We start from the raw sequence: 25,769 nt of genomic DNA, 5'->3' as shown, positions 1-25,769 counted from the left end.
CTTGTCCAACGGAGCAGAAACACGTGGAGGCGGAACCATGGCTGTCAACGAGCTGGACACCCATGACCTGGCAGGGGCGCCGGCCGGCAGCGGCGAGCGTGCCGAGTGGCTGGAGGTGCTGGGCAAGCACCGGGACTTCCTGCGCTTCACCACTCGTGAACTCACCGACGAGCAGGCCCGGAAGCGGACCACCGAAAGCGCCCTCTGCCTGGGCGGTCTCATCAAGCACGTCACCGAGGTCGAGCGGAGCTGGGTCGACTTCATCCTCAACGGCCCGTCCCCCACGGCCGACTTCGCGGCCATGACGGAGGCCGACTGGGCCCGTCGCGAGGACGGGTTCCGGCTGCTGCCCGATGAGACGCTGGCCGGTGTGCTGGCCGCTTACGCCGAGGTGGCCCGCCGGACCGACGAGGTGGTCGCCGCTCTGCCCGACCTGGATGCCACGTGGCCGCTGCCGAAGGCCCCGTGGTTCGAGCCGGGTGCTCAGTGGTCGACCCGCCGGGTGCTGATGCACATCGTCGCCGAGACCGCCCAGCACGCCGGCCACGCCGACATCATCCGGGAGTCCCTCGACGGGGCCAAGACGATGGGCTGACCGGCTGGGCGCTGGGCTTCTAACCCTTCGCGTCGGCCTCAAAGTAGCGGCGGGGTACGTCGACGAGCATCGTGTCGATCTGCTCCTCGGTGACCCCGCGCCGTTCGAGGTAGGGCAGCACCTCGTCCGCGATGTGCAGGTAGTGCCACTGCGGCAGCAGTGGCATGACGGCCGGGTCGATCCAGTCGGTGTAGCAGGATGCGTCCTGCGAGAGCACCATCCGGTCGGCGTACCCCCGTCGGCACATCTCCACCACCGTCTCGGCCCGAGCCTCGAAGGTGGTCTCGAGGTTGATCCCGAACCGGTCCATCCCGAGTACGAACCCTGCTTCGGCCAGTTCGCTGAGGTGGTCCACGTCGGTTGTGTCACCGCTGTGCCCGAGCACGACCCGGCCCGGGTCCACGCCCTCCTCGTCGCACAGCACACGCTTGACGTCCGACCCCGTGTGCGCCCCTGGGTGGGTGTGCACGGTGATCGGGGTGCCGGTCCGCAGGTGCGCCCTGGCCACCGCACGCATCACCCGCTCCACACCCGGCGTGAGGCCCTGCTGGTCGATGGCGCACTTGAGCAGGCCGGCCTTGACGCCGGTGCCGGCGATGCCGTCCTCGATGTCGCCGACGAACATGTCCACCATCGGGTCCGGCACCTCCGTACCCGCGGCCTCGTTCAACGCCGGACCGCGGTGATGGAAGAAGAACGGCACCTCCTCGTACGTATAACAGCCTGTCGCCACGACGATGTTGAGGTCGGGAAGCTGCTCGGCGACGCGCTGGATCCGTGGAATGTACCGGCCGAGGCCGATCACCGTCGGGTCGACGATGGTGCGGACGCCCTGGGCGCTGAGCGCACCGAGCTTGTCCACCGCGTCGGCGATCCGGGCGTCCTCGTCGCCCCACTCCCCGGGGTAGTTCTGCTGCACGTCCGGGGTCAGCACGAAGATGTGCTCGTGCATGTAGGTGCGCTCCAGCGCGGCCGAGTCCACCGGCCCCCGGACGGTCTCCACCATGGCCATCAGCGCAGCTCCATCTTGAGGATCTTCCCGGTCGGTCCCTTGGGCAGCTCCTGGACCACCCGGATCTCACGGGGATACTTGTAGGCGGCCATCCGTTCCTTGCAGAAGGCCGTCAACTCCTCGGGCGTGGCCTGCCGTCCGGGCGTCAGGCTGACGACCGCGACGACTTCTTCGCCGAACGTCTCGTCGGGCCTGCCGATGACGGCGACCTCGGCGACGGCGGGGTGCTCGTACAGGACCTCCTCGACCTCACGGGGATAGACGTTGTAGCCGCCGCGGATGACGAGGTCCTTCTTCCGGTCGACGATGAAGAGGTAACCGTCCTCGTCGGCGTAGCCGAGGTCGCCGGTGTGGAACCAGCCGCCTCTCATCGCCTCGGCCGTCGCCTGCGGGTTCTTGTAGTAGCCCTTCAGGACGTTGTGCCCGCGGATCACGATCTCGCCGACGCTGTCCGGGCCAGGGGGCAGCGGTTTGTCGTCGGTGTCGACGACGCGTATCTGCACGCCCCAGACCGGCTTGCCGACGGAGAGCACCTTGCGTTGGTCGGCGCTGATGTTGAACGTGGCGGTACTCGCCGTCTCCGACAACCCGTACCCCTCAAGGATCACGATGCCGGGGAACCGCTTCTCGAAGGCCCGGACAACCTCACCCGGGATGGCGGCGCCGCCCGACACTCCGACACGCAGCGACGTCAAGTCCCATTCCGCGGCTTCTGCGTTGAGGAGGGCCACGTACATCGTGGGCACGCCCGGGAAGATGGTGACGCCATGCCTTTCTATGGCGTCGATGACCGCTCCCGGATCGAAGCGGGGCACCAGCACCATGGTGGTGCCGAAGCGCACGGCAGCGTTGAGGACACTGGACAGCCCGAAGACGTGGAACAGCGGCAGTACGGCCATGACGATGTCGTCGTCGAGGAAGCCGATCAGGTCTCCGGCGACGGAGCGGTTCATGTACAGCTGGAAGTGCGTCAGTTCGGCGCCCTTCGGCTTGCCGGTGGTGCCGCTCGTGTAGAGCAGTACCGCGGTGTCGTCGGCGTTGGTCGGCACGATGTCGGGGGCCTCGACCAGGGCGAGCAGGTCGTCGAACCGCCTGCTTCCTTCCGGCCGCCGCCCGCCACCGAGGTCGACGACGTACGTGGAGATACCGGGCACCGCGCTCGCACCCCGGTGTGCTTCCTCGGCGAACGACTCGCAGGTGATGAGGACTTGGGCGTCGGAGTTCTCCAGGTGGTACGTGACCTCCGGCGCCCGCAGAAGCGGGTTCAGGGGCACCATGACCAGGCCGGCCCGCAGGGCGCCGAAGTAGGCGAACAGGAACTGCGGGATGTTGGGCAGCTGGACCGCTACCTTCGCGCCCCGCTCGAGTCCGAGCGCGAGGAGGTTGCCGGCCACCAGGCCGGAGGACTCCTCGACCTGGGCGTAGGTCAGGGCGGTGTCGTCGATGATGACGCATGGCTCGTCCGGGGCGGCCGACGCCGTCTCGTACAGCATCGTAGCCAGGTTGAAGCTCACATCAGCTCCTGAGTGCCGTAACAGTGGCCCTAGGCATACCGTCCGGTCGGTAGGGGGTCAAGGGATTGCGCACGGACACTGAAGAGCGACCCGGAACCGGCCGTGTGCCCCTGCTCCGACTGCCGCCGGTTGCGGCTGCCAACGCCCGCCGGGCGGCGGTCAGTTCGCTGGCTTCGCCCCTGCGGTCGAGCGCGAAACGTAGCGGCAGTGAAGGACGAGCCAGGTGAACGTGTCGAGGTCGGCCAGGTCCAGGTCGAACGTCGTCTGGATCTTTTCCACCCGGTATCGGGCGGTGTTGGGGTGAACGCCCATCGTCACGGCCGTTGCGGCGATGTTGCGGTTGTTGTCCACATAGACTTGGAGGGTCCGGAAGTAGTCCGTTCCCGACTGCTTGTCCAGCTCCTCGATGCGGCGGAGGACAGCCGGCTGCCGGGGGCCTGTGCTGCGATTGATGCCGGCCATTTCCGCGAGGTCTACGTGGTGGTGATGATGTGTCAGATGGACTACGTACGCACCGGGCCGGGGTGTGACCACCTGCGCCCGCAGCAGCCCGGCCAGGGTTTGCATCTGCTTGAATTCGGCGCTGATATCGCCCACGTCGCCGAGTCGGGATCCGGCGATGACGGCCATGGATGCAACATTCGGCTGCGCACCTTGGAAGAAGTCTTCGAGACTTCGCTCTGTCTGGACCCAGTCGTGCTCGGCGCTGCCGCTGAAGAGTATGACGAGGCGGGCGTCGACTTCGGCGAGGAGCGCACTCGGATGAATGATGTGGAGCCACGCCGAGAGGCGGCGGACGAGCCGGTCCCTGGGCGCGCTCGCGGAGTCGTCGGACGTCGGTGCCAGCATGGCCAGGACGAACCAGCGCCGTTGTGAGACGTCGAACGGAAGCGCGGCTGCGAGGGACTCGCTGGGCGCCCGTACCAGAGCTGAGAGCAGATTGGCCTGCCGTGTGCGCCGCAGGTCCAGCTCGGCGCGTGCGTGGTGGAGGTGCAGCGCGGCCGTGTCCAGCAGTCCCGGCAGGACGGCGGTCGCCTTTGCCTGAGCGTCCTTGGTGTCGGCGATGACCCAGACCGTGCCCAGGATTTCTCCGTCGCTGCGCACGGCGGCGGCCACTCGTCCGAACACGCCGGCCCCGCCCGGCACGTACAGGCACCCGGTGCGTGCGTAGACCGTCCGGTAGTCGGGGTCGGCCGCGGGCGAGTCGATCTCGCTCATCAGCACTGTGGCGTCGCGGCGTTGCTGGTCGATGGGCTGCCCAGGCAGGTTGGAGAAGCCGAGGACGCGGCCGGTGGGATCGACGATGCTGGTGGCACCACCGGTCATGGAGGCAACGGCGTTCGCGAAGGTGAAGAGATCACCCAGCCGTGCTCCGGCGATGGAATCCGTGGCCGAGAGCGCGGCCGCGCTCTTGAGAAGTGAGGCCAGCTGCAGCCAGTCGCTGGAATCGCGCGCGAGCACCGTTGTGACGTCGTGCAGGCGCCCCAGCGCACCGAACTCGGCGGCGTCGATGCTCGCAGGTTTGGCGATGACCCCCGCGGCGCGCGCCTCACCTGCTCGCGCGACGAGCTCGGCGAACGACGGGTCGCCGTTGCGGTACCCGACGGCGAGAAGCACGGCGTGGGGCGGGATCCGCTCTTCGAGCTGTCCCGGCTCGCGCAACACGATCGATTGCACACGCTCATCCTGGGCGCGGTGCACGAGCCACGCGTCGTCACCGACGCGCTCGACGAGTTCGGACAGCGTCGGTCCGCGCGGGTCCACCTTCGTGGACGAAGCCTTTCTCATGGCACAGCACTCTATGGGGCCGTTTGGAGCTGGGCACTACCGGATGGCGCGATGCTTGGAACCAGCTCCATAGCTCGTGAGTGGGGTGGCTCCTACTTTTGTGGCCACAGCAACACCCGAGCCATAGGAACAACTCATGAACAGATCCTCGCGGCGACTGTTGGCAGGCCTGTTGGTCACGGCCACGGCGACGCTCACGGCATGCGGTGCCGGACCCGCCAGGAGTGCCGGCCCAGATGGATCGGAGTCGGCCGCACAAGGCATCCCGGCTTCGATACGTGAAAGCGGTGTCCTGCGTGTGGGCACGAACGTGCCGTTCGTGCCGATGGAGTACATGAAGCCGGACAACACGACGTTCACCGGCATCGACATCGACCTGATGCGGGCCGTCGGGGACAGGCTGGGGCTGAAGGTCCAGTTCACCAACGCTTCGTGGGACAGCCTGATTCCGTCATTGAGCGCGGGTCGTTACGACGTACTGGCCTCCTCGTTCGGGGACTTCGTTCAGCGCCGGAAGCAGGTCGACTTCGTCGACATGCTCCAGGGCGGTATCGCCGGCGTCGTTCCCTCCGCGAAAAGGGCGAAGTACCCGGACGCCGCTGCGGTGTGCGGAAAGACCGTGGGCGTCGAGAACGGCTCGGCCACCGTAGAGGTGGCTCAGACCCTCTCGGCCCGTTGCACGAAGGCCGGCAGAGCGGCAGTCACCTCGCGCGTCTACCCATCCGATTCCAACGCCGTCGTCGCACTGCAGAGCGGGCGCATCGACATGGTGCTGGACGACCGCGTAGTGGCCGAGCACCTCACAGCCACTCAGGCCGGCCGCTACGCCATGGTTCTCGACAAGGCCACTCCCGCCTTCCTGTACGGCTTCGTGGTCAGCAAGACCAACCGTTCCCTGTCCGAGGCCGTCATGAAGGCGCTGAACTCACTCATCGCCGACAGCACGTACGCCAAGATCTGCGCCCGTTACGGCATCACCGGCAGCTCCCTGCTCACGAAGGCGACCCTCAATGCGGGAACACGGAAGGAGGGCTGACATGGCCGTCTCCACACCGACCCGGACCGGCACACAGGCGTCGGACATCAAGTACGACGCCGGCACACTGCGGGTGATCCGGCGCCGTCATCCATGGCGGTGGGTGTCGGCAATCGTGGTGCTGGGCCTCTGCACAGGGCTCGTGTACGCGCTGGCCGGCACGCCGAACATCAGGTGGAACGAGGTCGGCCACTACCTCACCGAAGACTCGATCCTGACCGGCATCCGCCTCACCGTCGTCCTCACTGTGGCAGCGCAGGGGATCGGTGTCATCGGCGGCATCATCCTGGCCGTGATGCGAGGTTCGGACAACCCCGTGCTCCGCGCGGCCGGCGCCGCGTACCTGTGGATCTTCCGCGGCACACCTGCGCTGATCCAGATCATTCTCTGGTACAACCTGGCCCTGGTCTTCCCCACCGTCTCACTGCACATCCCCTTCACCTCACTGGGATTCAGCAGCCCGACCAACTCCCTCATCACCCCGGTCACCGCCGCGATCATCGCGCTCGGCCTCAACGAGGCCGCCTACATGGCCGAAATCGTGCGTGGCGGCCTGATCTCCGTCGAGCAAGGGCAACACGACGCGGCCGGCGCGATCGGCATGTCCCGAGGCAAGGCGATGCGGTACGTGATCCTGCCCCAGGCGCTGCGCACCATCATCCCGCCCACGGGGAACGAACTGATCAACATGCTCAAGAGCACTTCGCTGGTCAGCGTCATCGCCGCGCAGGAACTGCTCACCGCATCGCAGCACATCTACGCGGTCAACTTCCTCACCGTCGAGCTGCTGATCGTGGCCAGCCTCTGGTACCTGGCGATGTCGACCCTCGCGTCGATCGGCCAGGGCTACCTCGAACGCCGCCTCCAGGTGGTGCTGCGCGTGCGCCCCAAGAGCTGGACGAGCCGGCTCCTTGCGCACACCGGCCAACTCACCCGAACCATCGGAAGGCGCACTTCATGACCGCCATGCTCTCCGTCCAGCATGTGAAGAAGGCCTACGGCGGTGTCAGCGTTCTGCGCGATGTGACGCTCGACGTCGACCAGGGGCAGGTGGTGTGCGTGCTCGGTTCCTCAGGGGCCGGGAAGTCCACACTCATGCGGTGCGTGGCCCACCTCGAACCGGTGGACGCGGGCACCATCAGCGTGGAAGGCCAACTCGTCGGCTACGAACGGCGTGGCAACCACCTGCACGAGATCCGTGAAGCCGAGCTGTGCCGCCAGCGCCGCGGGATCGGCATGGTCTTCCAGCACTTCAACCTGTTCGGCCACCTCACGGCACTGGACAACATCACGCTCGGCCCGCGCAAGGTGCTCGGGCTCGGACGCGGGGAAGCCGAGGCCGAGGCGCGCGATCTCCTGGCTCAGGTGGGTCTCGGCGACCACGCCGCCACCTATCCCCGCCAGCTGTCCGGCGGTCAGCAGCAGCGTGTGGCGATCGCCCGCGCGCTCGCGATGCACCCCCGGCTGATGCTGTTCGACGAACCCACCTCAGCACTCGATCCGCAGCTGGTCGGCGAAGTCCTGCGGGTGATCCGCGCACTGGCGCACACCGGCATCACGATGGTCGTCGTCACCCACGAAGTGCATTTCGCGCTGGAGGTCGCCGACCGCATCGTGCTGATGGCAGACGGCACCGTCGTCTATGACGCTCCCCCGAGCCAGTTCAGGTCGACCACCGATGAACACGTCACCGCGTTCATGTCCCACGTAACGGATGTACCGGCGGCAATATCCACCGCCGAAGCCCTCACGGAGTAACACGATGCCCAAGCGAATCAACGTCAGCGACTACCGCAAGGCCGCAAGCAAGCGCCTGCCCCACATCGTCTACGACTTCCTCGAAGGCGGCGCGCTCGACGAACAGACTCTCGCGAGCAACACCGCCGATCTGGCCGGGTCGCCCCTGCAACAGCGCATCATGCGCGACGTCTCCGGCATCGATCTGAGCACCAGTGTCCTCGGCCACCGGCTGCGAACTCCCGTACTCATCGCGCCGATGGGGCTGCTCTCCCTGTTCCACCCGCAGGCCGACGTCCACCTGGCCCGGGCCGCTCAAGCCGCCGGCACCGTCTTCGTGCACAGCGCATGGTCCGGCACTCCGCTCAAGGACGTGGTCGCGGCCGCGCCGGGCTCGGTGTGGTGCCAGGCCGCCCTGTGGGCCGACCCGCGCCTCGTCGACCAGCACCTTGAACGTGCCGCTGACGCCGGAGTCGACGTCCTGGTGATCGCCGGCGACGTATCGGTGTCCAGCAAGCGCGAACGCGACCTGCACAACGGCTTCACGATGCGCGCCCGTCCGTCGGTCCGAGGAGTGTTCAACGCGGTCCGGAAGCCCCGCTGGGTCAGCAACTTCCTCTTCGGGCCGAAGATCACCTTCGGTGATCAGTCCACCGAAGGCCGCCCGATGACCATCCAGGAGATGGGCGAGTTCATGGAGGCCGACAACGACCGCGTCACCTGGGACGACGTCCGCAGCATCCGAGAACGCTGGCCCGGCAAGCTCGTCGTCAAGGGCATCATGAGCCCGGCCGATGCCCAACTCGCCATCGACGCGGGCGTCGACGGCATCTACATCTCCAATCACGGGGGCCGTCAGTTCGACGCCCAGCCGTCCACGTTCTCGGCTCTTCCGGCGATCGCGGAGACGGTCGGCGATCAGGCCGACATACTCGTCGACAGCGGGATCCGGCGCGGCAGCGACATCGTCAAGATGCGCGCCCTCGGCGCCACAGCCTGCCTCATCGGCCGCCCCGCCGTGTACGGCGCAGTCCAGTCCGGCCAACGCGGCGCCGCCGCGATACTCGACATCCTCACGGACGAACTCGCCACCGCACTCGCGTTCACCGGCGCGACGAGCCTCGCCGACGTCGGCCCCGGCACACTCGCCCTCAACGGCACACTCACCACAGCAGCGCGGGCCGGCTCACCGCGGCTCACGGGATCACGGCGATGAACGGTCGGCCGACACCACACCCGAACCCGCGTCGGTCACCCCGCAGTCAACCCTCACGTCGACGGGTCCATGCCCGCACCAGGCCGCCCCGATGAAGGACCACCATGACAAGCAGCGCCATCACGCGCATCCCGACGCCCTCGGATGAACCCACCGCCGCGCTCTCGGCCGACGCCGTTTCCTACGCGGGGGTCACCTTCACCACGCAAATCCCGGACCGCACCGACGGCTCCCTGGAGCTCGGCGACATCAGACGCCAGACCGAGCAGGTGTTCCACAACCTGTCAGAGACACTCGAAGCGGCAGGCAGCTCACTTTCCCGGCTGCTCCATCTCACCATCTACCTAACGGACATGACGGATCGTGAGGTGTTCAACGAGGTCTACGCGGCGTGTATCCCTAAGCCGGTGCCGGTCCGGTGCTGTGTGGCCGTCGCGACCCTCGCGGTGGAGGGCATGCGTATCGAGATCACCGCACACGCCGCCGTCGAACCGTCGGCCGATGGCTCTTCGGATCGCCGGTGATCACGTGATCGGGGCAGCGGCCACCTGATCACCGAGCGGCCTCGTGTCACGGACGCCTCGCCCTGTTCGCAGCCGTCCGGCCGTGGTGCGAGCGGCATGTCAGGGCCGCCCGCTCCAGGCCGGGCGATGCCGAGCGGCTCGCAGACTGCCGGCGTCAGTAGCGCTCGGCCGTGCCGAGGTACTGCTCGGCGAAGGCGGCCGCCGCGACCGGGGAGCTGAACAGGCGTCGTAGCCGGGCAAGCGTGGTACCTGTCCGGAACGGTTCCCCCGTGGCCGCCCCGTGGTAGACCTCGGACAGCCACTGCGAGAACTCCTGGTAGTCCCACACACGACGCAGGCAGGCCTCCGAATAGCTCTCCAGGCCGCTGCTGTCGCTGTCGGCTTCCTGCGTGAGGTGGGCGACGAGTGCGTCGCCGAGCAGGAAGGCGTCGTGGAGAGCGAGGTTCATGCCCTTCGCCGCGATCGGCGCCACGAGGTGGGCCGCGTCGCCCGCCAGGAACAGGCGTCCGGAAGCCATCGGCTCGACAACATAGTCGTGCATGTCGAGCATCCGCTTCTCGATCAACCGCCCCTCGACCAACTCGGGAGCACCGTCTACAGCGAGCCGTCGGCGCAGCTCGGCCCATACGCGCTCGTGCGACCAGTTCTCCGGGTCGTCGCCGGGCGGGCACTGGAGGTAGTACCGGGTCACCTCGGGACTGCGGGGCATCTGTCCGGCGAATCCGTCCTGGTGGATTCCGAAGAGCACACAGTCGGAGGAAGCCGGCGCCTCGGCCAGCAGGGCGAGCCAACCTATCCCGTAGTCGTGGCGCGCGACCGGGAATCGATCGGCGGGCAGTGCGCGCCGCGTCACCCCACGCGCACCGTCACACCCTGCGACGAAGTCGCAATGAATCACCTGGTGTTGACCGGACTGGGGGCAGGTGTACGAAACCGATGGCTGATCGGTGTCGATGCCGTGTACCTGCACGTCCCGGACGCCGAACCTGACGTCACCGCCCCGCACGTCGGCGTACTCACGCACCAGATCCGTGACGAGCAACGTTTGGGGGTAGATGTAATGATTTCGCCCCGTCAATTCGCTGTAGGAAAAGCGGTGTTGACGGCCGTCGAACCGGAACTCACACGCGGTGTGCCGCTGCGCCTCCCGCAACAGGTTCTCGGCGAGACCCCGTTCCTCCAGGGCACGAACCGCCCACTCCTCGATGACCCCGGCACGCGGCCGCTGCTCGATGAACTCCCGCATCTCGGTCTCGAGGACCACGCAGTCGATCCCGGCGCGTCTGAGGATGTTCCCGATGGTCAGCCCGGCGGGACCGGCGCCCACCACGACTACCGAAACGCGTTGTGGAGCAGGGGTATTGGGATGCTGAAGAGGGTTCACGGCGACATTATGTCGGCGCAGGTGGACAGCTGGATGCCCGGCCCTGCTGTGCCGCTGCCCAAACCCATGGAAGACAGGTCACACCGGAGGTCTCATCCAAAAGGCCAGGCGTGCGCCGGCCGCCAGGTCCTCGCGCCAGCACCGGAAGACAATTCCCTGGACGATGTTGAGCCGCCCGGCCGCAAGCAGACCGGAGTCGAGAGTGGGGCCGCCCGCGTCGGCCTCGAAGGCGACCGGCACGGGAGGTGTCTCACCGACCTGCCGGGCGACGAGTGGGACCTCATCAGGTGTCGGCCGCCGAAGAACCGGATCGTGGAAGGTCGCAGGACACGTGACGAAGACTGGGTCACCGAACACCAACTCCGAGCCGTGGGCATACGAGACGTCGTGCCTGGCGCCCAGACACAGCCGCCCCGGGTCCCAGGCAACAATGTCCAAGTCCCACCACGCCCCCTGCGGCAACTCCCCCGTCCCGGGATACGTGCGGTCGATGAGAGGGACTCTCTCTCCGGCCTGGTCAGCCGTACATCGCCACGCGGTAGAGAGCCGCAAACGCGTCGTCGATGGGATGTGGCTGCGGCCTGCCCGCGGAGTCGAGCCTGTTCCACCTCTGCAGATTCACCGCGACGGACATCTGCCGCTTGCCGTCGGCACTGGTCATGGCCAGCGCTCCACCACCCCAGACCGTCCCGCCATGGCCCCAGAAGGTGCCCTGACCGGGAGCCTCCATCGGGTGCAGACCGAGGCCGTAGTCGATCGCCTTTCCCTCTTGGGAGACGACCGCGACGGTGCGTTGCATCTGCGCCCGGCGGTGCTGGGTGCCGACCCCGAACGCTTCCCCGCCCTGGCCCACTTCGCCCGCGAGGTCCGCCCCCTCGGGGCAGACCGCCGCGCCGCGTTCGAAGAGATTTTCGCCGCCCAACTCGCCCACATCGAGGCCGCGATCCGCCCGAGCCGGCCGACGAGCTCCGAGGTGTCGGCAAACGACAGCACCCTCAAGTGATCAACTCACCCCCTGATCCCGTACACGCTGGTGGGCAGTGTCGAGAACTCGCGCCGGCGATCAACGTCGGTGAGTGGTCCGACCGAGGGATTCCGGCACATGCTCATCGGCTACGAGCGGGCCGAACTTCTGATCTCGGCGTGACGGTCGGTCAGGCCCATCGGGAGGGGAACGGTGTCGTAACCGGCCAGCGACGTGCTCTGCCATGGCGAAGACCTGTGATGCGAGTCGCGGAATTGCCGTCGTCGTCCGGGCTGACGCCCGCTATCGCGCCCGGCCGGGCCTACTCCTTCGGCTGGGTGTCCGGCTGTCCCGCCGCCCCCGTGAATGCGGGCGCGAGCGCCTGTTCGGGTGTAAGACCGAAGCCGAAGCATCCAGCGGCACGGCCGCCCGGGTGCGCCCACTGTTCTCCGGGCCCCCGACACCCCGTCGGTGCACCCAGAGTGCACCGGTAGCCCTCACGCGCCGCGTCCGCGCAGGTCAGAGAGGATTCTCAGCTGTACACCGACTTCTCACACACGCTCTCACCGGGATGGACCGGCGACTCGGAGAGCTTGCACCGCGGATTCAGCCGCGCGGCGACTACCGTCGCCCCATGGAGCGAGAACGAGCCCCCGCGATCCGCGCGGTCCTCATCGACATCGACGGAGTACTCACGGTCTCCTGGGAGCCTCTCCCCGGCGCCGTCGAGGCCATGGAGCGGCTGCGCGCCGCGGGGCTCCCCCTCGCGCTGGTCACCAACACGACCTCACGTACACGCGCGTCGATCTGCGCACGGCTTACGGGGGCCGGGTTTCCCGTCTCGGTCGACGACATCCTCACCGCCCCTGCCGTCACAGCCGCCCACCTTCGCGAGAACCACCCGGGCGCGCGCTGCCTGCTGCTCAACGCCGGCGACATCCAGGACGATCTGACGGGCGTGACGCTTGTGGAGCCAGAGGCACAGGCGGACGTGGACGTCGTAGTGGTCGGCGGCGCAGGGGACGAGTTCGGCTACGCGGCCCTCAACCGCGTCTTCCACCACCTGCAGCGCGGAGCGCACCTCGTAGCCATGCACCGGAACCTCTACTGGCGCACGGCCGACGGGCTCGACCTCGACACGGGCGCCTTCCTCCTCGGGCTGGAGCGGGCCGCCCGGGTCGAGGCGACCATCACCGGCAAACCGTCCGAGGCATTCTTCGCCGCCGCGCTCACCCACCTGGGCGCCGATGCGTCCGCGACCCTCATGGTGGGCGACGACATCGAGTCCGACGTGCTCGCCGCCCAGCGCAGCGGCATCACCGGCACCCTCGTCAAGACAGGCAAGTACCTTCCGGAGACCCACCGTTCGGCCGACGGCACACCTGATCATGTGCTCCACTCCTTCGCCGCGCTCCCCGACCTCCTCGAACGGATGGCCTCGGACTCCCGCTGAGCACCATGGCCCTACTTGTTGCTCTTCCAGAGGGTCAGCGTGGTGACGTAGTCAGGCATGTCGCTGGACAAACCCTGCTTGGTGTCGGGTACGACGTCGGTGATACGGAGCATCGCCAGGTTGTCGTCGCCGGTGACGGTGCACAACACCATGCCCTTGGTCAGGGTCTTCCCCGCGTCCAGGTCGTCGGCGGAGATCGCGGCCGGGAGCGCGTCGGTGTCCACGCCGCTGCTGCATGCCTCGGGCGTCGTGCCGGTGCTCCTGCCCATGGGGGTGAGGAAGCGCAGGTCGGAGTCGCCCCAGTCCTGGTAGGTGAGTTCCATGCCGTCGTCCTGTCCGATCTCGCCGTCGGGGAACAGTTTCGGCGCGTCCAGGTCCACGTGTGTGCCGGTGTTGTAGGCCGGAGCCCGCAGGGTGAGGGGCTTGTCCTTGAAGACGAGCGTGTACGCGTCCTTCGGCGAGGGAGAGGACGAGGTCGACGGTGACGAGGTGGCGGTTGGGGTGCCGGAGTGCTTACCGTCCGCGCCGGTGCCGCTTGCGCCCTCCGTACCGCCGTCGGGCCTCGCGATCGCCCACGTGACGATCACGGCGAGGGCCACGGCGACGACGCCGGCGGCGGCCAGCAGCGGAGTGCGGGTGCGCTTGGCGGGCGTGGGTGAGGGCGTGTTCGTCGACCACGGCGCATGCGCCGGGCCGGGCGGGGGTGTCGACGGGGGCGGCAGGGCGGACACGGTGGGCTGGCCTGCCAGGTGCGCGGCGGCATCGGGCTGGGTGGGCGTGGCCGTAGGTGTCGGCGTGGGCGCCGGGGGCCGTGCGGCAGCCGCCTCCCGGCGTGCGATGCGCTCCATGAGCGGCGCCGGCAGCCAGCTGTCGAACGTGCGCAGTGGCCGACCGGCCTCCCGCTCGCACAGCTCGGCGAGTTCGTCTGTCGTGATGCGGGCCGCGGGTTCGGCGGTGAGACATCGCTCCAGCAACGTCCGCAGCGGCGCCGGGTAGCCGCTCAGGTCCGGGGGTGTGCGCTCGGTGTTGGCGATGCGCACCCCGAGGGCGGTCGCGCCGCCCTCGCCGTACGGATGCCGTCCGGTCGCCGCGACCGCAGCGATGAGGCCGAGCGAGAACAGATCGGTGGCCGCGGTGACCGGTTCACCCAGCGCGTGTTCGGGCGACATGTACTGCGGCGTACCGATGACCCCGCCGCTGCGGGTGAGCTGGGTGGCGTCGGCCGCCTGGGCGATGCCGAAGTCGATGACGTAAGGACCGGTCGAACCGAGCAGGATGTTGCCGGGCTTCAGGTCGCGGTGCACGACGTCCGCCGCGTGGATTGAGCCGAGGGCCCGGGCCGTGCACCCCACCAGCTGGAAGACGGCGGGCAGGGGCAGCGGCCCGTACGCGGCGAGGGCGTCGGCGAGCGAGAGGCCGGGCACGAACGCCGAGGCGATCCAGGGAAGTGCGCCCGCGGTGTCGTGGTCGACGACCGGTACGAGGTGGTAGCCCTGCACCGTTCCTATCGTGATTGGCCAGTGTTGGCCGAATCGCGACAAACCGGATAGGTGATCCGGTGACCCCACGAACGGTCTTCGGGGTCGAGGAACAGCGCGAGTTGGTCACCTCGGTCCAGTCGAGTCTTACCGCCCGGTACGGGCGCGCTCGCTGTCCTGGGTGGGCTCACGGTCCCACGTGGCCTGGGAACGGATACGGTCTGGCCGGCAGCTCTCCGCGAAGCGATCCTCTGGTCGCTTACGGTCACACCTGGCCGACGCCGGATCCTGTGTCCCAGGCCACGCCTGCCGATAGCCACAGCGGCACCGTGGTGCCGTGTGACCGTGGTCTTCTTGTTGGTCTCCTGGAGCGGGGTCTTCCAGTACCTCTCGCCCCAGATGCTGGTGTAGGCCGGGTCGACGGCGATGACGACGAGGCCGGCGTGGAATGCCATGCCGCGCAGCCGTTCCCGGAACCGTGCGGTCGGGATACCGGCGACGGTGCGGCGCAAGGTCTTGCCGCGCCGGCCTCGCCCCATCCGCTCGCGGCCGGTGGCGCGGGCGTCGTCGAAGTTGAGGTTCTCCACCACGATCCCGGCGCAGTTGTGGCGCCGGGCGAGCGTGATGAGTTGGCTGATCGACTCGCGCAGTCGGCCGTCCCGCTGCGATGCCGGGCCGACCAGGTCGAGGGGGATGCTGTGGAGCTGGCCGATCGGGTTTCCGTGGGGGTCCAACACGTAGGCGGCCAGGTGATCGGCGTTGAGGTCGATGCCGATCGTCCGCTCACCAAACCGCCGGATCTCCTGCGGAGTGGGCAGCACGGCCGTGTCAGCGCCCCAGGACGCATCGAGGTACCAGCGTCCGCGCTCGGGATCGTGGACGAAGTCGTACCGCACGGCACGGTTCGCGCTCACGCGGTCTAGCCACTCGTCACGGCGGTGCGAGAACTGCACGGTGCAGGACAGCCGGTACCGGCCACGAGGCTGATTCGCCAGGTGCCGCAGAGGCTCGGGCAGGACGACCGTCACGCTGCCATCGTTCGGGTCCACGCTGATGGTGTAGTTCCCGAACGGTGCCCCCGACTCCCCGTCAGCGGTGAGAAACAGCCGCTCAGCGTCCCACCGTTCGCGCCACTGCTGCTCGGTGAGCCGGGCCTTGGCCAGATTGTGCCGGGTCTTCGCCAGGCGGCGCCCGCCGACCACAATGCTCGGCCGCCCCTCGGCAATGCGCTGCTCGACTCGGGCGAGGCGCGCATTGAGGACCTGCATGCGGCGCCGTTTGTCGAAGTGTTCGGCCTGGTCCCGGTAGCCGCGGACCTTGCCCTTCTTGGTCCCGCACGCAACAGCCAGGCGGCGGGTGATGGCACGGATCGCCCGGCGGAGCGAGGACGCTTCGTCGTACAGGCACCGCAAAGAGAGCTGGTACTGGTCCTCGCTCGCCCTGGTCATCGCGCCAGCCATGCGCGACGACGAGTGCTTCGTCAGCGAGCGTTTCCGCTCGGTGCGCTGATTGTCCTTGACGCACACCTTGCCGATCTCGACTCGCCGGGCGAGGTCGACTCGCTGATGGTGACCCAGATGCCGGCCGGCCAGCGTGAGGACTTCGGCGTCAGCGCCGGTGGCATGCACACGGTCCCGTATCCGGGCCCCAGACGGGGCGGCGACGGTGAAAGGGTCAGCCAGTACGCGAAGCCGCTTACCTCGCTCCTTACGTGCCACTGGCCGACCTCCCCTCACATCGACAAGATCACCCAACCAGCGATGGCCAAGCATGTCCTGCAAGTCCGGGGAAAAGACAGTGGACTTGACTGCCTTCGTTCAGCGCCCTGGCCTTCGCGGAGCGCTGCCCGTACAACCTTCCGGAGAAAAAGGTGACCACGGCCAGCATGTCCCGCACCAGCTCCGATTCCTGCGAAGCGTCCAGGTCTTCATCCGTACCGGTGATTTCCAGCGCCACACCGAACGCCGGCAGCATCACATCCCGCATGACCCCTGCCCCGAACCGAGCAAGGCGTTCCTCGTGCTCGACCAGCAGCACTGCACTTCCGGCCGCTGGCACAACGTCAACACCCTACGCAGCCCCCGCCGCTGGTCCGAGAGGCCAGAGGCGACATCGAAGAACTCGCCCACAACCGGGCGCCCGGCAGCAGCCTTTCTGAGCCGGGCCATCTGCCGGTTAAGGTCACCCTCACCCCGCTGCCGCCGGGACGACACGCGCCCGTACAACACCACACCCTCAACATCCGGCAGCTTCCCGGCGCAGCGTCCGCGTCGACACCCCCAATATCCGGGCAGCCCTTGTCGCCGAAACCATCCCTTGATCCATCCCGGCAAGTTATCCCGAAATGGCCAAGCGTGACCTACCAATCAAGAAACAGTTGCCAACCCGACGGGCGGCCCGGACCTCCTGCTCGAATCGGCGCCGGAAGTCGGGGTCCTGGCCGTACTCGCGTCGGATCACCTTGAAAGCCACGGGTTGCCCGCCTCGCGTGTGCGAGAGGTACACGGTGCCCATGCCGCCCTCACCGAGCTGCGCGAGGAGCCGGTAGCCGGCTGTCTCGCGCGGATCGACGGGCTCGAGCGGGGCCAGTATGTCGTCGATGCCGTTGGTCACGGCAGCCCACCTTATGGCATGTGACAGTGCGTCAAAGTGCCTTGAGATGACGCCATATGCCGAATTGGATCACGGCATGCGAGCGCCGACGGTATGCGCGTCCGGGGACAGGACCTTGTCCGTTCAGAGCCGTTCCCGCTTCGCAGCGGCCGCGAGGTTCTCGGAGGGCTTCGCATCCGAGCCGGGCTGCGGGACGAGGCCCTCGGCGTGGGAACGCGCGGAGCTCCGCGTCGGTCACCAGCTTGCAAGTGTCCGGCCACTTCGCGAGCGCGACCGCGGCGCCCGGGGCCGGCTGAAGACCGAGCTTGTCTCCGGCGGGCTCGGCAGCCCCGATCCTGACCGGGGGTGGCGGCTTCTCCTCCAACGACTACGGCCTGCACGACTTCCGCGCCACCGACGCCGGCTCCATGCTGCGGGTGAAGGGAGGTTGCGTTCGGTTCCAACGGGGACGTGTGTTTCTGACGCTGCCTGTCTACGGCGCCTGTCCGGCCTCTCCCCCTGGGGCGCGAGCGGCCTGAGGTGGCGGATGTCGCCTCGTGTGGCGTGTGACGCCTCACTGGGCGCAGGTGTCCCGTCCTAAGTCGTACGTGTGTTGGGGCGCCGTCGACCGCAGGCTCGCAGTATGAGGGGTTCTGGCAGGGGGATCGCGAGGATCGGCGGCGGGCAGTTCCGGTGTCCTCATTGCGGGCTGCCACAGGATCGGGTGGCCACGCTCGAGCACGACTGGGTTCTCCTGGAGCCCGGGATGCGGGTGCCGGCACATCTGGTGCCGGCGCGGCATCGGTGGATCGAGCTGTCTGACGGCCGGGTGGCGATGTACGGCGTGTGTCCCGTGGACGGGACGCAGCGGTGCCGGATCGAGCATCGGCTGGCCTGCGCCGAGCAGAGACGGCCCGATCTGTGGCCGTGGCTGACGACACTGCGGGATGAGAACAAGCAGATGGCGCGGCGCCAGGAACCGGCGCCGCCCCCCGGAGACGACGCGCTGCCCGACGTGGGGTGACCTTCTGGCGGTCCGGGCCGACCCAGCCCGGCGTAAGAGGCGGTCCACGGGGGTGGTGGCCCTGCGGGTCGACCACCCCGTCGGCGAAGGCGCGTCAGTGGTGACGGCCGTGACGCCCGAGCGTCTCCACGGGGGTCGCGTCGGGGCGGCTCCACTGCGGCACGGGGCGGCTGGTCGGGCCCCAGGCGGCGTTCCCGTCCGCGTCCGAGCGCCAGTACCAGCAGATCGGCGCGCCATGCCCACCCACCGGCGAGCCGGCCTCGGCGGCCTCGGGCCAGCCCTCGGGGTTGTCCTCCCACCCCTCGCGGCGGCCGTAGGGCGTCATGTCGAGCAGGCCGAGGGACCCATTGATCCGCTCGTTGCCACGGCCTGTCGTGGAGTAGGTGAGGAACACGCGGTCGCCGTCGCGCAGGAAGCAGGTGACGTAACCCATTCCTCCGCCGGCAGGCCCCTCCACGTCACGCACCGAGTACCAGGGCTGGGTGTAGCCCATGAACTCGACGAAGGAGGCCACCTCGTCCCACGGGCCCGTCGTCAGGATGGCAAACGAGACGCCGCGGGCGTTGAGGTAGACGGCGTCCTTCATGGACCAGGCCGTGGTGGTGCAGCCCTCGCACTGCCCCTGGGGCGGTGCGCCGTCGTACCACATGTGCTTGTAGACCACGAGCTCGTCGCGGCCCTGGAACAGGTCCAGGAACGGGACCGGGCCGTCGGGTCCGACGACCTCGACCTTGCCGTCGAACTCCACCATCGGCAGTCGGCGGCGGGCCGCGGCGATGGCATCGCCCTCGCGGGTGTGGGCCTTCTCGCGGACCAGCAGCTCGTCACGGGCGGCCTGCCAGGTGGCCGGGTCGACGATGGGCGGGCGGCCGGGCAGCTCGGCGGCCGGGTCGTTCGGCGTGGTCGTCATGGTGTCCTCCGTGGTGTCTCTTGCCGGGCAGCGTCATACGGCGTTGTACGACGGTCACCAGAACAGACTCGGGACCCGGCCGGAACTCATCGCGGCAGGGGCAACCCTCTGCCGAGCCTGCACGGCCCCCTTCGGGCCGGCAAGTTCACACACGCGCCCCAGGACGCGGCGCGCCGGGTCCGTCAAGGTGTCGCCGACACCACATCCCCTGAGGTGACGGGGGCTGCCGGCCCGCGAGGCCGGTCTCGGAGTCGGCCTCCATGGCACCGACACATACGCCCCGCGCTTCCGGCGCTCAGGACGGTCGCTGTGCGGCCGTCAGTTGCGCGCGGGAACCCGGGGCGGGTGTGTGTGGTGGTTCAGCAGTTGGGCAGCGGGTTCGTCTCGCTGGAGATCGCGGTGTCCTTCATCCAGCCGTACTCCCCGTTGTCGGCGACCGTGAACTCCCAGCGGGTCGGGTGCGGTCCGCCGACCCAGTTCTGGCCGTCCATCTTGCAGAAGAACCAGCTGGGGTTGGAGTTCATGTAGCCGACGATCCTGCTCGGATCGGGGTACTGCGTGCTCGCTCCCATCGTGCCGTAGACGGGCGCCCCCGACACGTTGTTGCACCACCAGCGTCCGCCGCTCTGCCAGCATCCGCCGGCCGCGCTCGCGGACGGCGCGGCAGCTCCTGCCACGGTGACGGCGAGTGCGGCGGCGGTCAGCACCGCACCCATCCTGCTCCCCCTGCGCATATGAATCCCACGTAACTCCCTTTGTGCGATGGAATGTTCACCATCCACCGCGGGTACTCCCCCATGGCAGCACAGTCGGATGCCCGCGCGCGGATACTTGCCACGAACATCACAAACGCCCACAACTTTTGCGCCCCCGCGTCCTACACGAACCGCACCTCCGGATACTTCGACGAGGGTCCGTCCAGGAAGTGACCGCCTGCGCGCCCACGAAGCCAGCGGTCGAAGAACGCCGTCACATACGCCCGCTGCACGGCGATCGCCCGCGCCGCAGGCACCGTTCCCACCAGGCCGGTCACCGTCTCCTTCGGCAGCCCCAGCTGCCGGGCGATCTGCGGGATCATCGACGTCGCATCGGTATACGTCGCATGCTGGGCACCCCGCAGCACGAGGTCACGGTGCCAGCCGTCGCTGTGCTCCCACAGCGCGCGCCAGGACGGCACGTTCGTACGGTCGTCGCCGTCCATGCCCATGAGGAGGAACGGCCCGTCCACCCCGTCGCGGGCCACCGAGGACAGCTCCCCCTCGTCATGGTCGTCCGACACGTAGGCGAGCACCCCGTCCAGATTCGCCGCCGCCGCGATGCGCCCGTCGTCATGCATCGTCTGCAGCGCCGCGAAGCCTCCCGCCGACTGCCCGAACATGCCGATCGGCGCGCGCTCCAGGCGGCCCGTGGCGAACGCCCGCTCCACCTCGTCCAGTACGAACCGCGTATCGGCCACCCGTACCGCACAGGTCTTCCGCATCAGGGCGACGACCGCTTCGGGCCCTTCCTTCTGCGCCCGTTCGAACTCCTGTGGAAGCAGAGTCGTCTCCACCCGCCCACCGGGGAACTCCACCGCCGACGCGTCGTAGGTGTGGTCGATCGCCACCACCACGTACCCGTGCGACGCCAGTTCGTCCGTCAGCGTCGTGCCCAGGGTGCGCGGGTCACCCACGCCCGGCGAGTACAGCACCACCGGCCGCGGGCCGCGCCGGTCCGGCGGCGCGCCGAGGTGGGCGAAGGTCTCCGTTCCGCTCCAGTCGATGCGGCCCTTCGGCAGGTCGCCGAAGTTGTTCACACGGTCGAAGCCGGCTGCCTCACCCTTCGTCATCTGCGGCACGCGCGGGTGCGAGTCGACCGAGCGGGCCGGGTACCTCACATCCACCATCAGCTCACGCCTGCGACCGGCCACCCATGGATCGGCACGCCGCCGGTCCACCAGGCGCAGCGACACCGTCCCCACGCCGTACGGCCCGGTCGGTGCGGGCAGCTTCATACGTGCCGTGCGGGGCGTACTGTCCACTGCCACCGCCGTCGCTGTCGCGCCGGGCACGCCCGATGCCGTCCAGGCGAGGCCGAGCGCGGACGCGGCCAGCACGCGGCGCCGGCTCGTCAGTTTGGTCTTGGTGTCGCTGTTGGTGTCCATGCCGCAAGCTTCGCCGGTGGCCCGCCCACGTCACCATCCGACAGGCCAGACCATGCAGTTGGGGGAAATCCCCCACACGCCGCGAACGCTCAGCGTCCCGCGCCGTCCTCAACGAGTCGCCTCAGTGAGGGGAGCAGCGTGTCGAGGTCCTGGCCGGTCCGGAAGGCCACGACGGTGGTGCCGCCGTCGCGGGAATCACCGGCGCCTGAGGGCGCGGGGAAGAGCGCGAGCACTTCGCGCATCGCCTCGTCCATCTCCGCCACCGGGTCGGAGGTCTCACCCCGGAGCCAGCGGCGCAGTACGTGGTTGTGGGCCGCGACCACGGACGCCGCCATCAGTTCGGCCCTTAGCGACGCCGACTCCGTCGGGTCCCCCATCCATTCCGCGATGAATTCGCGGAACAGTCGCTGGTACCTGGCCACGCTGGCGATCTCCCGGTCACGCAGGACCGCCACCTTGCTGGTCAGCCTGTACCGCCGTCGCGCGAGGTCGCCCTCCTCGATGTAGTGCAGCAGCACCAGGCGGACCGCGTCGGACACGGCGATCAGGCCGGTGCTGTGGCTGGAGGTGACCAGCCTGTCCTTGATCAGCGCGAGCAGCCGGTCATGGTCAGGGAAGATCACGTCTTCCTTCGACCGGTAGTGCCGGAAGAACGTCGTACGTCCCACTCCGGCGCGCTCGGCGATCTCGTCGACGGTGGTCTGCTCGTATCCGCGCTCGTCGAAGAGCGCGAAGGCGGCGTCCGCGAGTCGGATCCGCGCGGCTGGCTTACTCATGACCATCCATCCTCACTCATGACCGCCCATCCTTACCTGTCTCGGTGCCAGGAAGCCACTTGCCCAAGTCAATGGTACTGAGTACCGTCTATATGACATCGAGTACCGAAGGAGGTCCGGCATGGGTTCCGCGGCACAGAGCGAGTCCGGCCTGCCCATCCAGCCGCTCTACGACGGCTGGTCGCTCACGGATTTCGACGCGGACGCCAAGCTGGGCGCCCCGGGAAAGTTCCCGTACACGCGTGGCGTGTATCCGTCGATGTACACCGGCCGGCCGTGGACGATGCGGCAGTACGCCGGATTCGGCACGGCGAAGGAGTCCAACGAGCGCTACCACGAGCTGGTCGGCGCCGGCACGGGCGGCCTGAGCGTCGCCTTCGACCTGCCGACGCAGATGGGCTACGACTCCGACGAGTCGATCGCCCGCGGCGAGGTGGGCAAGGTCGGCGTGGCCATCGACTCGATCGAGGACATGCGCACGCTGTTCCAGGGCCTGCCCCTGGACAAGGTGTCCACGTCGATGACGATCAACGCCCCTGCCTCGACGCTGCTCCTGCTCTACCAACTCGTCGCGGCCGAGCAGGGCATCTCCGGTGACCAGCTGACCGGCACCATCCAGAACGACGTGCTCAAGGAGTACATCGCCCGCGGCACGTACATCTTCCCGCCGAAGCAGTCCCTGCGGCTGATCAGCGACATCTTCGCGTACTGCCACAAGGAGCTGCCCCGCTGGAACACGATCTCCATCTCGGGTTACCACATGGCCGAGGCGGGTGCCACGCCCGCGCAGGAGATCGCCTTCACCCTCGCCAACGCGAAGGAGTACGTGCGCGCCGCGATCGCCGCCGGCCTCGACGTCGACGACTTCGCGCCGCGCCTGTCGTTCTTCTTCGTCGCCCGGACCACGCTCCTCGAGGAGATCGCGAAGTTTCGCGCCGCCCGCCGCATCTGGGCGCGCATCATGCGCGACGAGTTCAAGGCCAAGAACCCCAAGTCGCAGATGCTGCGCTTCCACACCCAGACCGCCGGCGTGCAGCTGACCGCGCAGCAGCCCGAGGTCAACCTCGTACGGGTCGCCCTCCAGGGCCTCGGTGCGGTCCTCGGCGGTACGCAGTCCCTGCACACCAACTCCTACGACGAGGCCATCGCCCTGCCCACGCAGAAGGCGGCGCGGCTCGCCCTGCGCACCCAGCAGGTCATCGCCTACGAGACCGACGTGACCAAGACCGTCGACCCGTTCGCCGGGTCCTACGTCATGGAGTCGATGACGGACGACGTCGAGGCGGCGGCCCTCGAACTGATCCAGGCCGTCGAGGACCGCGGCGGCGCGGTGGCGGCGATCGAGCAGGGCTTCCAGAAGTCCGAGATCGAGAAGTCCGCGTACCGGATCGCGCTGGAGATCGACCACCAGGAACGCACCGTGGTCGGCGTCAACAAGTACGCCCTCGACGAGGAGGAGCCGTACGAGCCGCTGCGGGTCGACCCTCAGATCGAGGCCGACCAGTGCGAACGCCTCGCGGCCCTGCGCAAGGACCGTGACAACGACGCCGTCGAGGGAGCCCTCGAAGCGCTGCGCGACGCGGCGCGCGGCACGGACAACGTCCTGCCCCCGATGCGCGAGGCCCTGCGCCTGCGCGCCACGGTCGGCGAGGTCTCCCACGCTCTGCGCGACGTGTGGGGCGTTCACGTCCCCCACGACACGTTCTGATCCTTCCTCCTGTCCCCCTTCGATCCGTCCGATCATTCAGATGACCAGTCAGCCCCGGTGGAGCAATCAGTGAACGAAATCGACATCCACACGACCGCGGGGAAGCTCGCGGACCTGCAGCGCCGGATCGACGAGGCCACGCACGCCGGCTCCGCACGCGCGGTGGAGAAGCAGCACGCGAAGGGCAAACTGACGGCCCGTGAACGCATCGAACTGCTCCTGGACGACAGCTCGTTCGTGGAACTCGACGAATTCGCCCGCCACCGCTCCACCGCCTTCGGCCTCCAGGACAACAAGCCCTACGGCGACGGAGTGGTCACCGGCTACGGCACCGTCGAAGGACGCCCGGTAGCCGTCTTCTCCCAGGACTTCACCGTCTTCGGCGGAGCCCTCGGCGAGGTCTACGGCCAGAAAATCATCAAGGTGATGGACTTCGCCCTCAAGACCGGGTGCCCCGTCATCGGCATCAACGACTCCGGCGGCGCCCGCATCCAGGAAGGCGTCATGGCGCTCGGCATGTACGGCGAGATCTTCCGCCGCAACACCCACGCCTCCGGCGTCATCCCCCAGATCAGCCTCGTGGTCGGCCCCTGCGCGGGCGGCGCGGTCTACTCCCCCGCCATCACCGACTTCACGATCATGGTCGACCAGACCTCCCACATGTTCATCACCGGCCCCGACGTCATCAAGACCGTCACCGGCGAGGACGTCGGCTTCGAAGAACTCGGCGGCGCCCGCACCCACAACACCAGCTCCGGCGTCGCGCACCACATGGCCGGCGACGAAAAAGACGCCATCGAATACGTCAAGACGCTCCTGTCCTACCTCCCCTCGAACAACCTGTCCGAGCCCCCCGCCTTCCCCGAGGAGGCGGACCTGGCCCGCACCACGGAGGACGACGAGCTCGACACCCTCGTCCCGGACAGCGCGAACCAGCCCTACGACATGCACACCGTGATCGAGCACGTCCTGGACGACATGGAGTTCTTCGAGACGCAGCCGCTGTTCGCGCCGAACATCCTCACCGGCTTCGGCCGCGTCGAGGGCCGCCCGGTCGGCATCGTCGCGAACCAGCCCATGCAGTTCGCCGGCTGCCTCGACATCGACGCCTCCGAGAAGGCCGCCCGCTTCGTGCGGACCTGCGACGCCTTCAACGTCCCCGTCCTCACCTTCGTCGACGTGCCCGGCTTCCTGCCGGGCGTCGACCAGGAACACACCGGCATCATCCGCCGCGGCGCCAAACTGATCTACGCCTACGCCGAAGCCACCGTCCCGCTGATCACGGTCATCACCCGCAAGGCGTTCGGCGGCGCCTACGACGTAATGGGCTCCAAGCACCTCGGCGCCGACCTCAACCTCGCCTGGCCCACCTCCCAGATCGCCGTCATGGGCGCCCAGGGAGCCGTCAACATCCTGCACCGCCGCACCATCGCCGCCGCCCCCGAAACCGAGCAGGAAGCCACCCGCACCCGCCTCATCCAGGAGTACGAGGACACCCTCCTCAACCCCTACACCGCCGCCGAACGCGGCTACATCGACGCCGTGATCATGCCCTCCGACACCCGCGCCCACATCGTCCGCGGCCTGCGCCAGCTCCGCACCAAACGCGAAAGCCTCCCGCCCAAGAAGCACGGCAACATCCCGCTCTAGCCCCAGGACCGAAACCGCCGGATACGAACCGCCGAAAGAGCCGCCCGAAAGGACCCGACCGATGATGATCAAGGTCGTACGGGGCAACCCCACCCCCGAGGAGCTGGCCGCCGCACTGGCGGTGGTCCAGGCCCGCGCCGCGGCGGCGGCCACCACCCCGCCCGGCGCGGCAGGCACCCGCGACGCATGGGCCGACCCCTCGCGCATCAACTCCCTGCCTCAGCACGGGCCCGCGGCCTGGGCGCGCACCTATTGGCCGCGCTGA

General features: G+C 68.4%; 25 protein-coding genes and 2 pseudogenes. 12 read left to right on the top strand and 15 right to left on the bottom strand.

Annotated elements, in window-relative coordinates:
• The first annotated feature begins 37 nt into the window (after positions 1–37).
• Positions 38–595, top strand: coding sequence for a DinB family protein (locus OG758_RS43000; protein ID WP_326714847.1), 558 nt, complete (start codon positions 38–40; stop codon positions 593–595).
• Between the two features lie 19 nt (positions 596–614).
• Here the strand turns inward: OG758_RS43000 and OG758_RS42995 are convergent, their stop codons facing one another.
• The 3 genes from OG758_RS42995 to OG758_RS42985 form a co-directional block, all read right to left on the bottom strand.
• Entirely contained in the window at positions 615–1,607 is a 993-nt protein-coding gene (locus tag OG758_RS42995) for a phosphotriesterase family protein (protein ID WP_326714846.1), read from the bottom strand.
• Positions 1,607–3,121, bottom strand: a complete 1,515-nt coding sequence (locus OG758_RS42990; RefSeq protein WP_326714845.1) for a long-chain-fatty-acid--CoA ligase — start codon at positions 3,119–3,121, stop codon at positions 1,607–1,609. The genes OG758_RS42995 and OG758_RS42990 overlap by 1 nt, the downstream gene beginning before the upstream one ends.
• Positions 3,122–3,280: 159 nt before the next feature.
• The gene (locus OG758_RS42985; RefSeq protein WP_326714844.1) at positions 3,281–4,885 is read right to left on the bottom strand and encodes a PucR family transcriptional regulator; all 1,605 of its coding nucleotides are present in this window, start codon (positions 4,883–4,885) and stop codon (positions 3,281–3,283) included.
• Positions 4,886–5,207: 322 nt separating this feature from the next.
• On the opposite strand from OG758_RS42985, the gene OG758_RS42980 reads away from it, so the two are divergent.
• The 5 genes from OG758_RS42980 (at position 5,208) to OG758_RS42960 (ending at position 9,422) form a co-directional block, all read left to right on the top strand.
• Positions 5,208–5,945, top strand: coding sequence for an ABC transporter substrate-binding protein (locus OG758_RS42980; RefSeq protein ID WP_326714843.1), 738 nt, complete (start codon positions 5,208–5,210; stop codon positions 5,943–5,945).
• A 1-nt stretch (position 5,946) separates the two neighbouring features.
• Positions 5,947–6,906, top strand: coding sequence for an amino acid ABC transporter permease (locus OG758_RS42975; RefSeq protein WP_326714842.1), 960 nt, complete (start codon positions 5,947–5,949; stop codon positions 6,904–6,906).
• Complete coding sequence (locus OG758_RS42970; protein WP_326714841.1) at positions 6,903–7,703, top strand: amino acid ABC transporter ATP-binding protein; 801 nt, start codon at positions 6,903–6,905, stop codon at positions 7,701–7,703. Before OG758_RS42975 ends, OG758_RS42970 begins: the two co-directional genes overlap by 4 nt.
• 4 nt (positions 7,704–7,707) lie before the next feature.
• Complete coding sequence (locus tag OG758_RS42965; protein ID WP_326714840.1) at positions 7,708–8,898, top strand: alpha-hydroxy acid oxidase; 1,191 nt, start codon at positions 7,708–7,710, stop codon at positions 8,896–8,898.
• Positions 8,899–9,002: 104 nt separating this feature from the next.
• Positions 9,003–9,422 carry a RidA family protein gene (locus OG758_RS42960; protein ID WP_326714839.1) on the top strand — a complete coding sequence of 140 codons (420 nt, stop codon included), beginning with the start codon at positions 9,003–9,005 and terminating at the stop codon, positions 9,420–9,422.
• Between the two features lie 154 nt (positions 9,423–9,576).
• Here the strand turns inward: OG758_RS42960 and OG758_RS42955 are convergent, their stop codons facing one another.
• The 3 genes and pseudogenes from OG758_RS42955 to OG758_RS42945 all read right to left on the bottom strand — a co-directional run.
• A complete protein-coding gene (locus OG758_RS42955; protein ID WP_326714838.1) occupies positions 9,577–10,806 on the bottom strand; it encodes a 4-hydroxybenzoate 3-monooxygenase in 1,230 nt (409 codons plus the stop codon).
• 78 nt (positions 10,807–10,884) lie between these two features.
• A complete protein-coding gene (locus OG758_RS42950; protein ID WP_326714837.1) occupies positions 10,885–11,046 on the bottom strand; it encodes a hypothetical protein in 162 nt (53 codons plus the stop codon).
• 277 nt (positions 11,047–11,323) lie between these two features.
• Positions 11,324–11,611 (bottom strand): annotated as a pseudogene (locus OG758_RS42945) (hydrolase); the annotation flags it as partial.
• On the opposite strand from OG758_RS42945, the pseudogene OG758_RS42940 reads away from it, so the two are divergent.
• A pseudogene (locus OG758_RS42940) lies at positions 11,609–11,809 on the top strand (TetR/AcrR family transcriptional regulator); the annotation flags it as partial. The pseudogenes OG758_RS42945 and OG758_RS42940 overlap by 3 nt on opposite strands.
• Before the next feature lie 205 nt (positions 11,810–12,014).
• Entirely contained in the window at positions 12,015–13,223 is a 1,209-nt protein-coding gene (locus OG758_RS42935) for an HAD-IIA family hydrolase (RefSeq protein WP_326714836.1), read from the top strand.
• An 11-nt stretch (positions 13,224–13,234) separates the two neighbouring features.
• On the opposite strand, the gene OG758_RS42930 is transcribed toward OG758_RS42935, so the two are convergent.
• From OG758_RS42930 to OG758_RS42915, 5 genes are all read right to left on the bottom strand, one after another.
• Complete coding sequence (locus OG758_RS42930; RefSeq protein ID WP_326714835.1) at positions 13,235–14,722, bottom strand: serine/threonine-protein kinase; 1,488 nt, start codon at positions 14,720–14,722, stop codon at positions 13,235–13,237.
• A gap of 5 nt (positions 14,723–14,727) precedes the next feature.
• Entirely contained in the window at positions 14,728–16,329 is a 1,602-nt protein-coding gene (locus OG758_RS42925; protein ID WP_326714834.1) for a hypothetical protein, read from the bottom strand.
• Between the two features lie 118 nt (positions 16,330–16,447).
• A complete protein-coding gene (locus OG758_RS42920; RefSeq protein WP_326714833.1) occupies positions 16,448–16,738 on the bottom strand; it encodes a hypothetical protein in 291 nt (96 codons plus the stop codon).
• Complete coding sequence (locus tag OG758_RS49200) at positions 16,675–16,914, bottom strand: recombinase family protein (protein WP_442810436.1); 240 nt, start codon at positions 16,912–16,914, stop codon at positions 16,675–16,677. Before OG758_RS49200 ends, OG758_RS42920 begins: the two co-directional genes overlap by 64 nt.
• 121 nt (positions 16,915–17,035) lie before the next feature.
• Entirely contained in the window at positions 17,036–17,314 is a 279-nt protein-coding gene (locus OG758_RS42915; RefSeq protein ID WP_405650679.1) for a hypothetical protein, read from the bottom strand.
• A gap of 622 nt (positions 17,315–17,936) precedes the next feature.
• Between OG758_RS42915 and OG758_RS42910 the strand changes: the two genes are divergently transcribed.
• Positions 17,937–18,317, top strand: coding sequence for a DUF6083 domain-containing protein (locus OG758_RS42910; protein ID WP_326714832.1), 381 nt, complete (start codon positions 17,937–17,939; stop codon positions 18,315–18,317).
• A 94-nt stretch (positions 18,318–18,411) separates the two neighbouring features.
• On the opposite strand, the gene OG758_RS42905 is transcribed toward OG758_RS42910, so the two are convergent.
• From OG758_RS42905 to OG758_RS42890, 4 genes are all read right to left on the bottom strand, one after another.
• Entirely contained in the window at positions 18,412–19,227 is an 816-nt protein-coding gene (locus OG758_RS42905) for a DUF899 domain-containing protein (protein WP_326714831.1), read from the bottom strand.
• Positions 19,228–19,586: 359 nt separating this feature from the next.
• Positions 19,587–19,943 (bottom strand): hypothetical protein, encoded by a 357-nt coding sequence (locus tag OG758_RS42900; RefSeq protein WP_326714830.1) that lies wholly within the window; start codon positions 19,941–19,943, stop codon positions 19,587–19,589.
• A 161-nt stretch (positions 19,944–20,104) separates the two neighbouring features.
• Positions 20,105–21,370, bottom strand: coding sequence for an alpha/beta hydrolase family protein (locus tag OG758_RS42895; protein WP_326714829.1), 1,266 nt, complete (start codon positions 21,368–21,370; stop codon positions 20,105–20,107).
• An 89-nt stretch (positions 21,371–21,459) separates the two neighbouring features.
• Positions 21,460–22,146: a TetR/AcrR family transcriptional regulator gene (locus OG758_RS42890; protein WP_326714828.1), complete on the bottom strand. Its 687-nt coding sequence runs from the start codon at positions 22,144–22,146 to the stop codon at positions 21,460–21,462.
• Positions 22,147–22,267: 121 nt separating this feature from the next.
• Between OG758_RS42890 and OG758_RS42885 the strand changes: the two genes are divergently transcribed.
• The 3 genes from OG758_RS42885 to OG758_RS42875 all read left to right on the top strand — a co-directional run bounded on the left by OG758_RS42885 (position 22,268) and on the right by OG758_RS42875 (position 25,769).
• Entirely contained in the window at positions 22,268–23,854 is a 1,587-nt protein-coding gene (locus OG758_RS42885) for an acyl-CoA mutase large subunit family protein (protein ID WP_326714827.1), read from the top strand.
• Positions 23,855–23,923: 69 nt separating this feature from the next.
• Positions 23,924–25,504: an acyl-CoA carboxylase subunit beta gene (locus OG758_RS42880; RefSeq protein WP_326714826.1), complete on the top strand. Its 1,581-nt coding sequence runs from the start codon at positions 23,924–23,926 to the stop codon at positions 25,502–25,504.
• A 61-nt stretch (positions 25,505–25,565) separates the two neighbouring features.
• The gene (locus tag OG758_RS42875) at positions 25,566–25,769 is read left to right on the top strand and encodes an acyl-CoA carboxylase epsilon subunit (RefSeq protein ID WP_326714825.1); all 204 of its coding nucleotides are present in this window, start codon (positions 25,566–25,568) and stop codon (positions 25,767–25,769) included.

This window comes from Streptomyces sp. NBC_01474, assembly GCF_035918215.1.
In the GTDB taxonomy this organism is placed as follows: Bacteria; Actinomycetota; Actinomycetes; order Streptomycetales; family Streptomycetaceae; genus Streptomyces; species Streptomyces aureus.
This window is presented reverse-complemented; position numbering and strand designations above follow the sequence as displayed.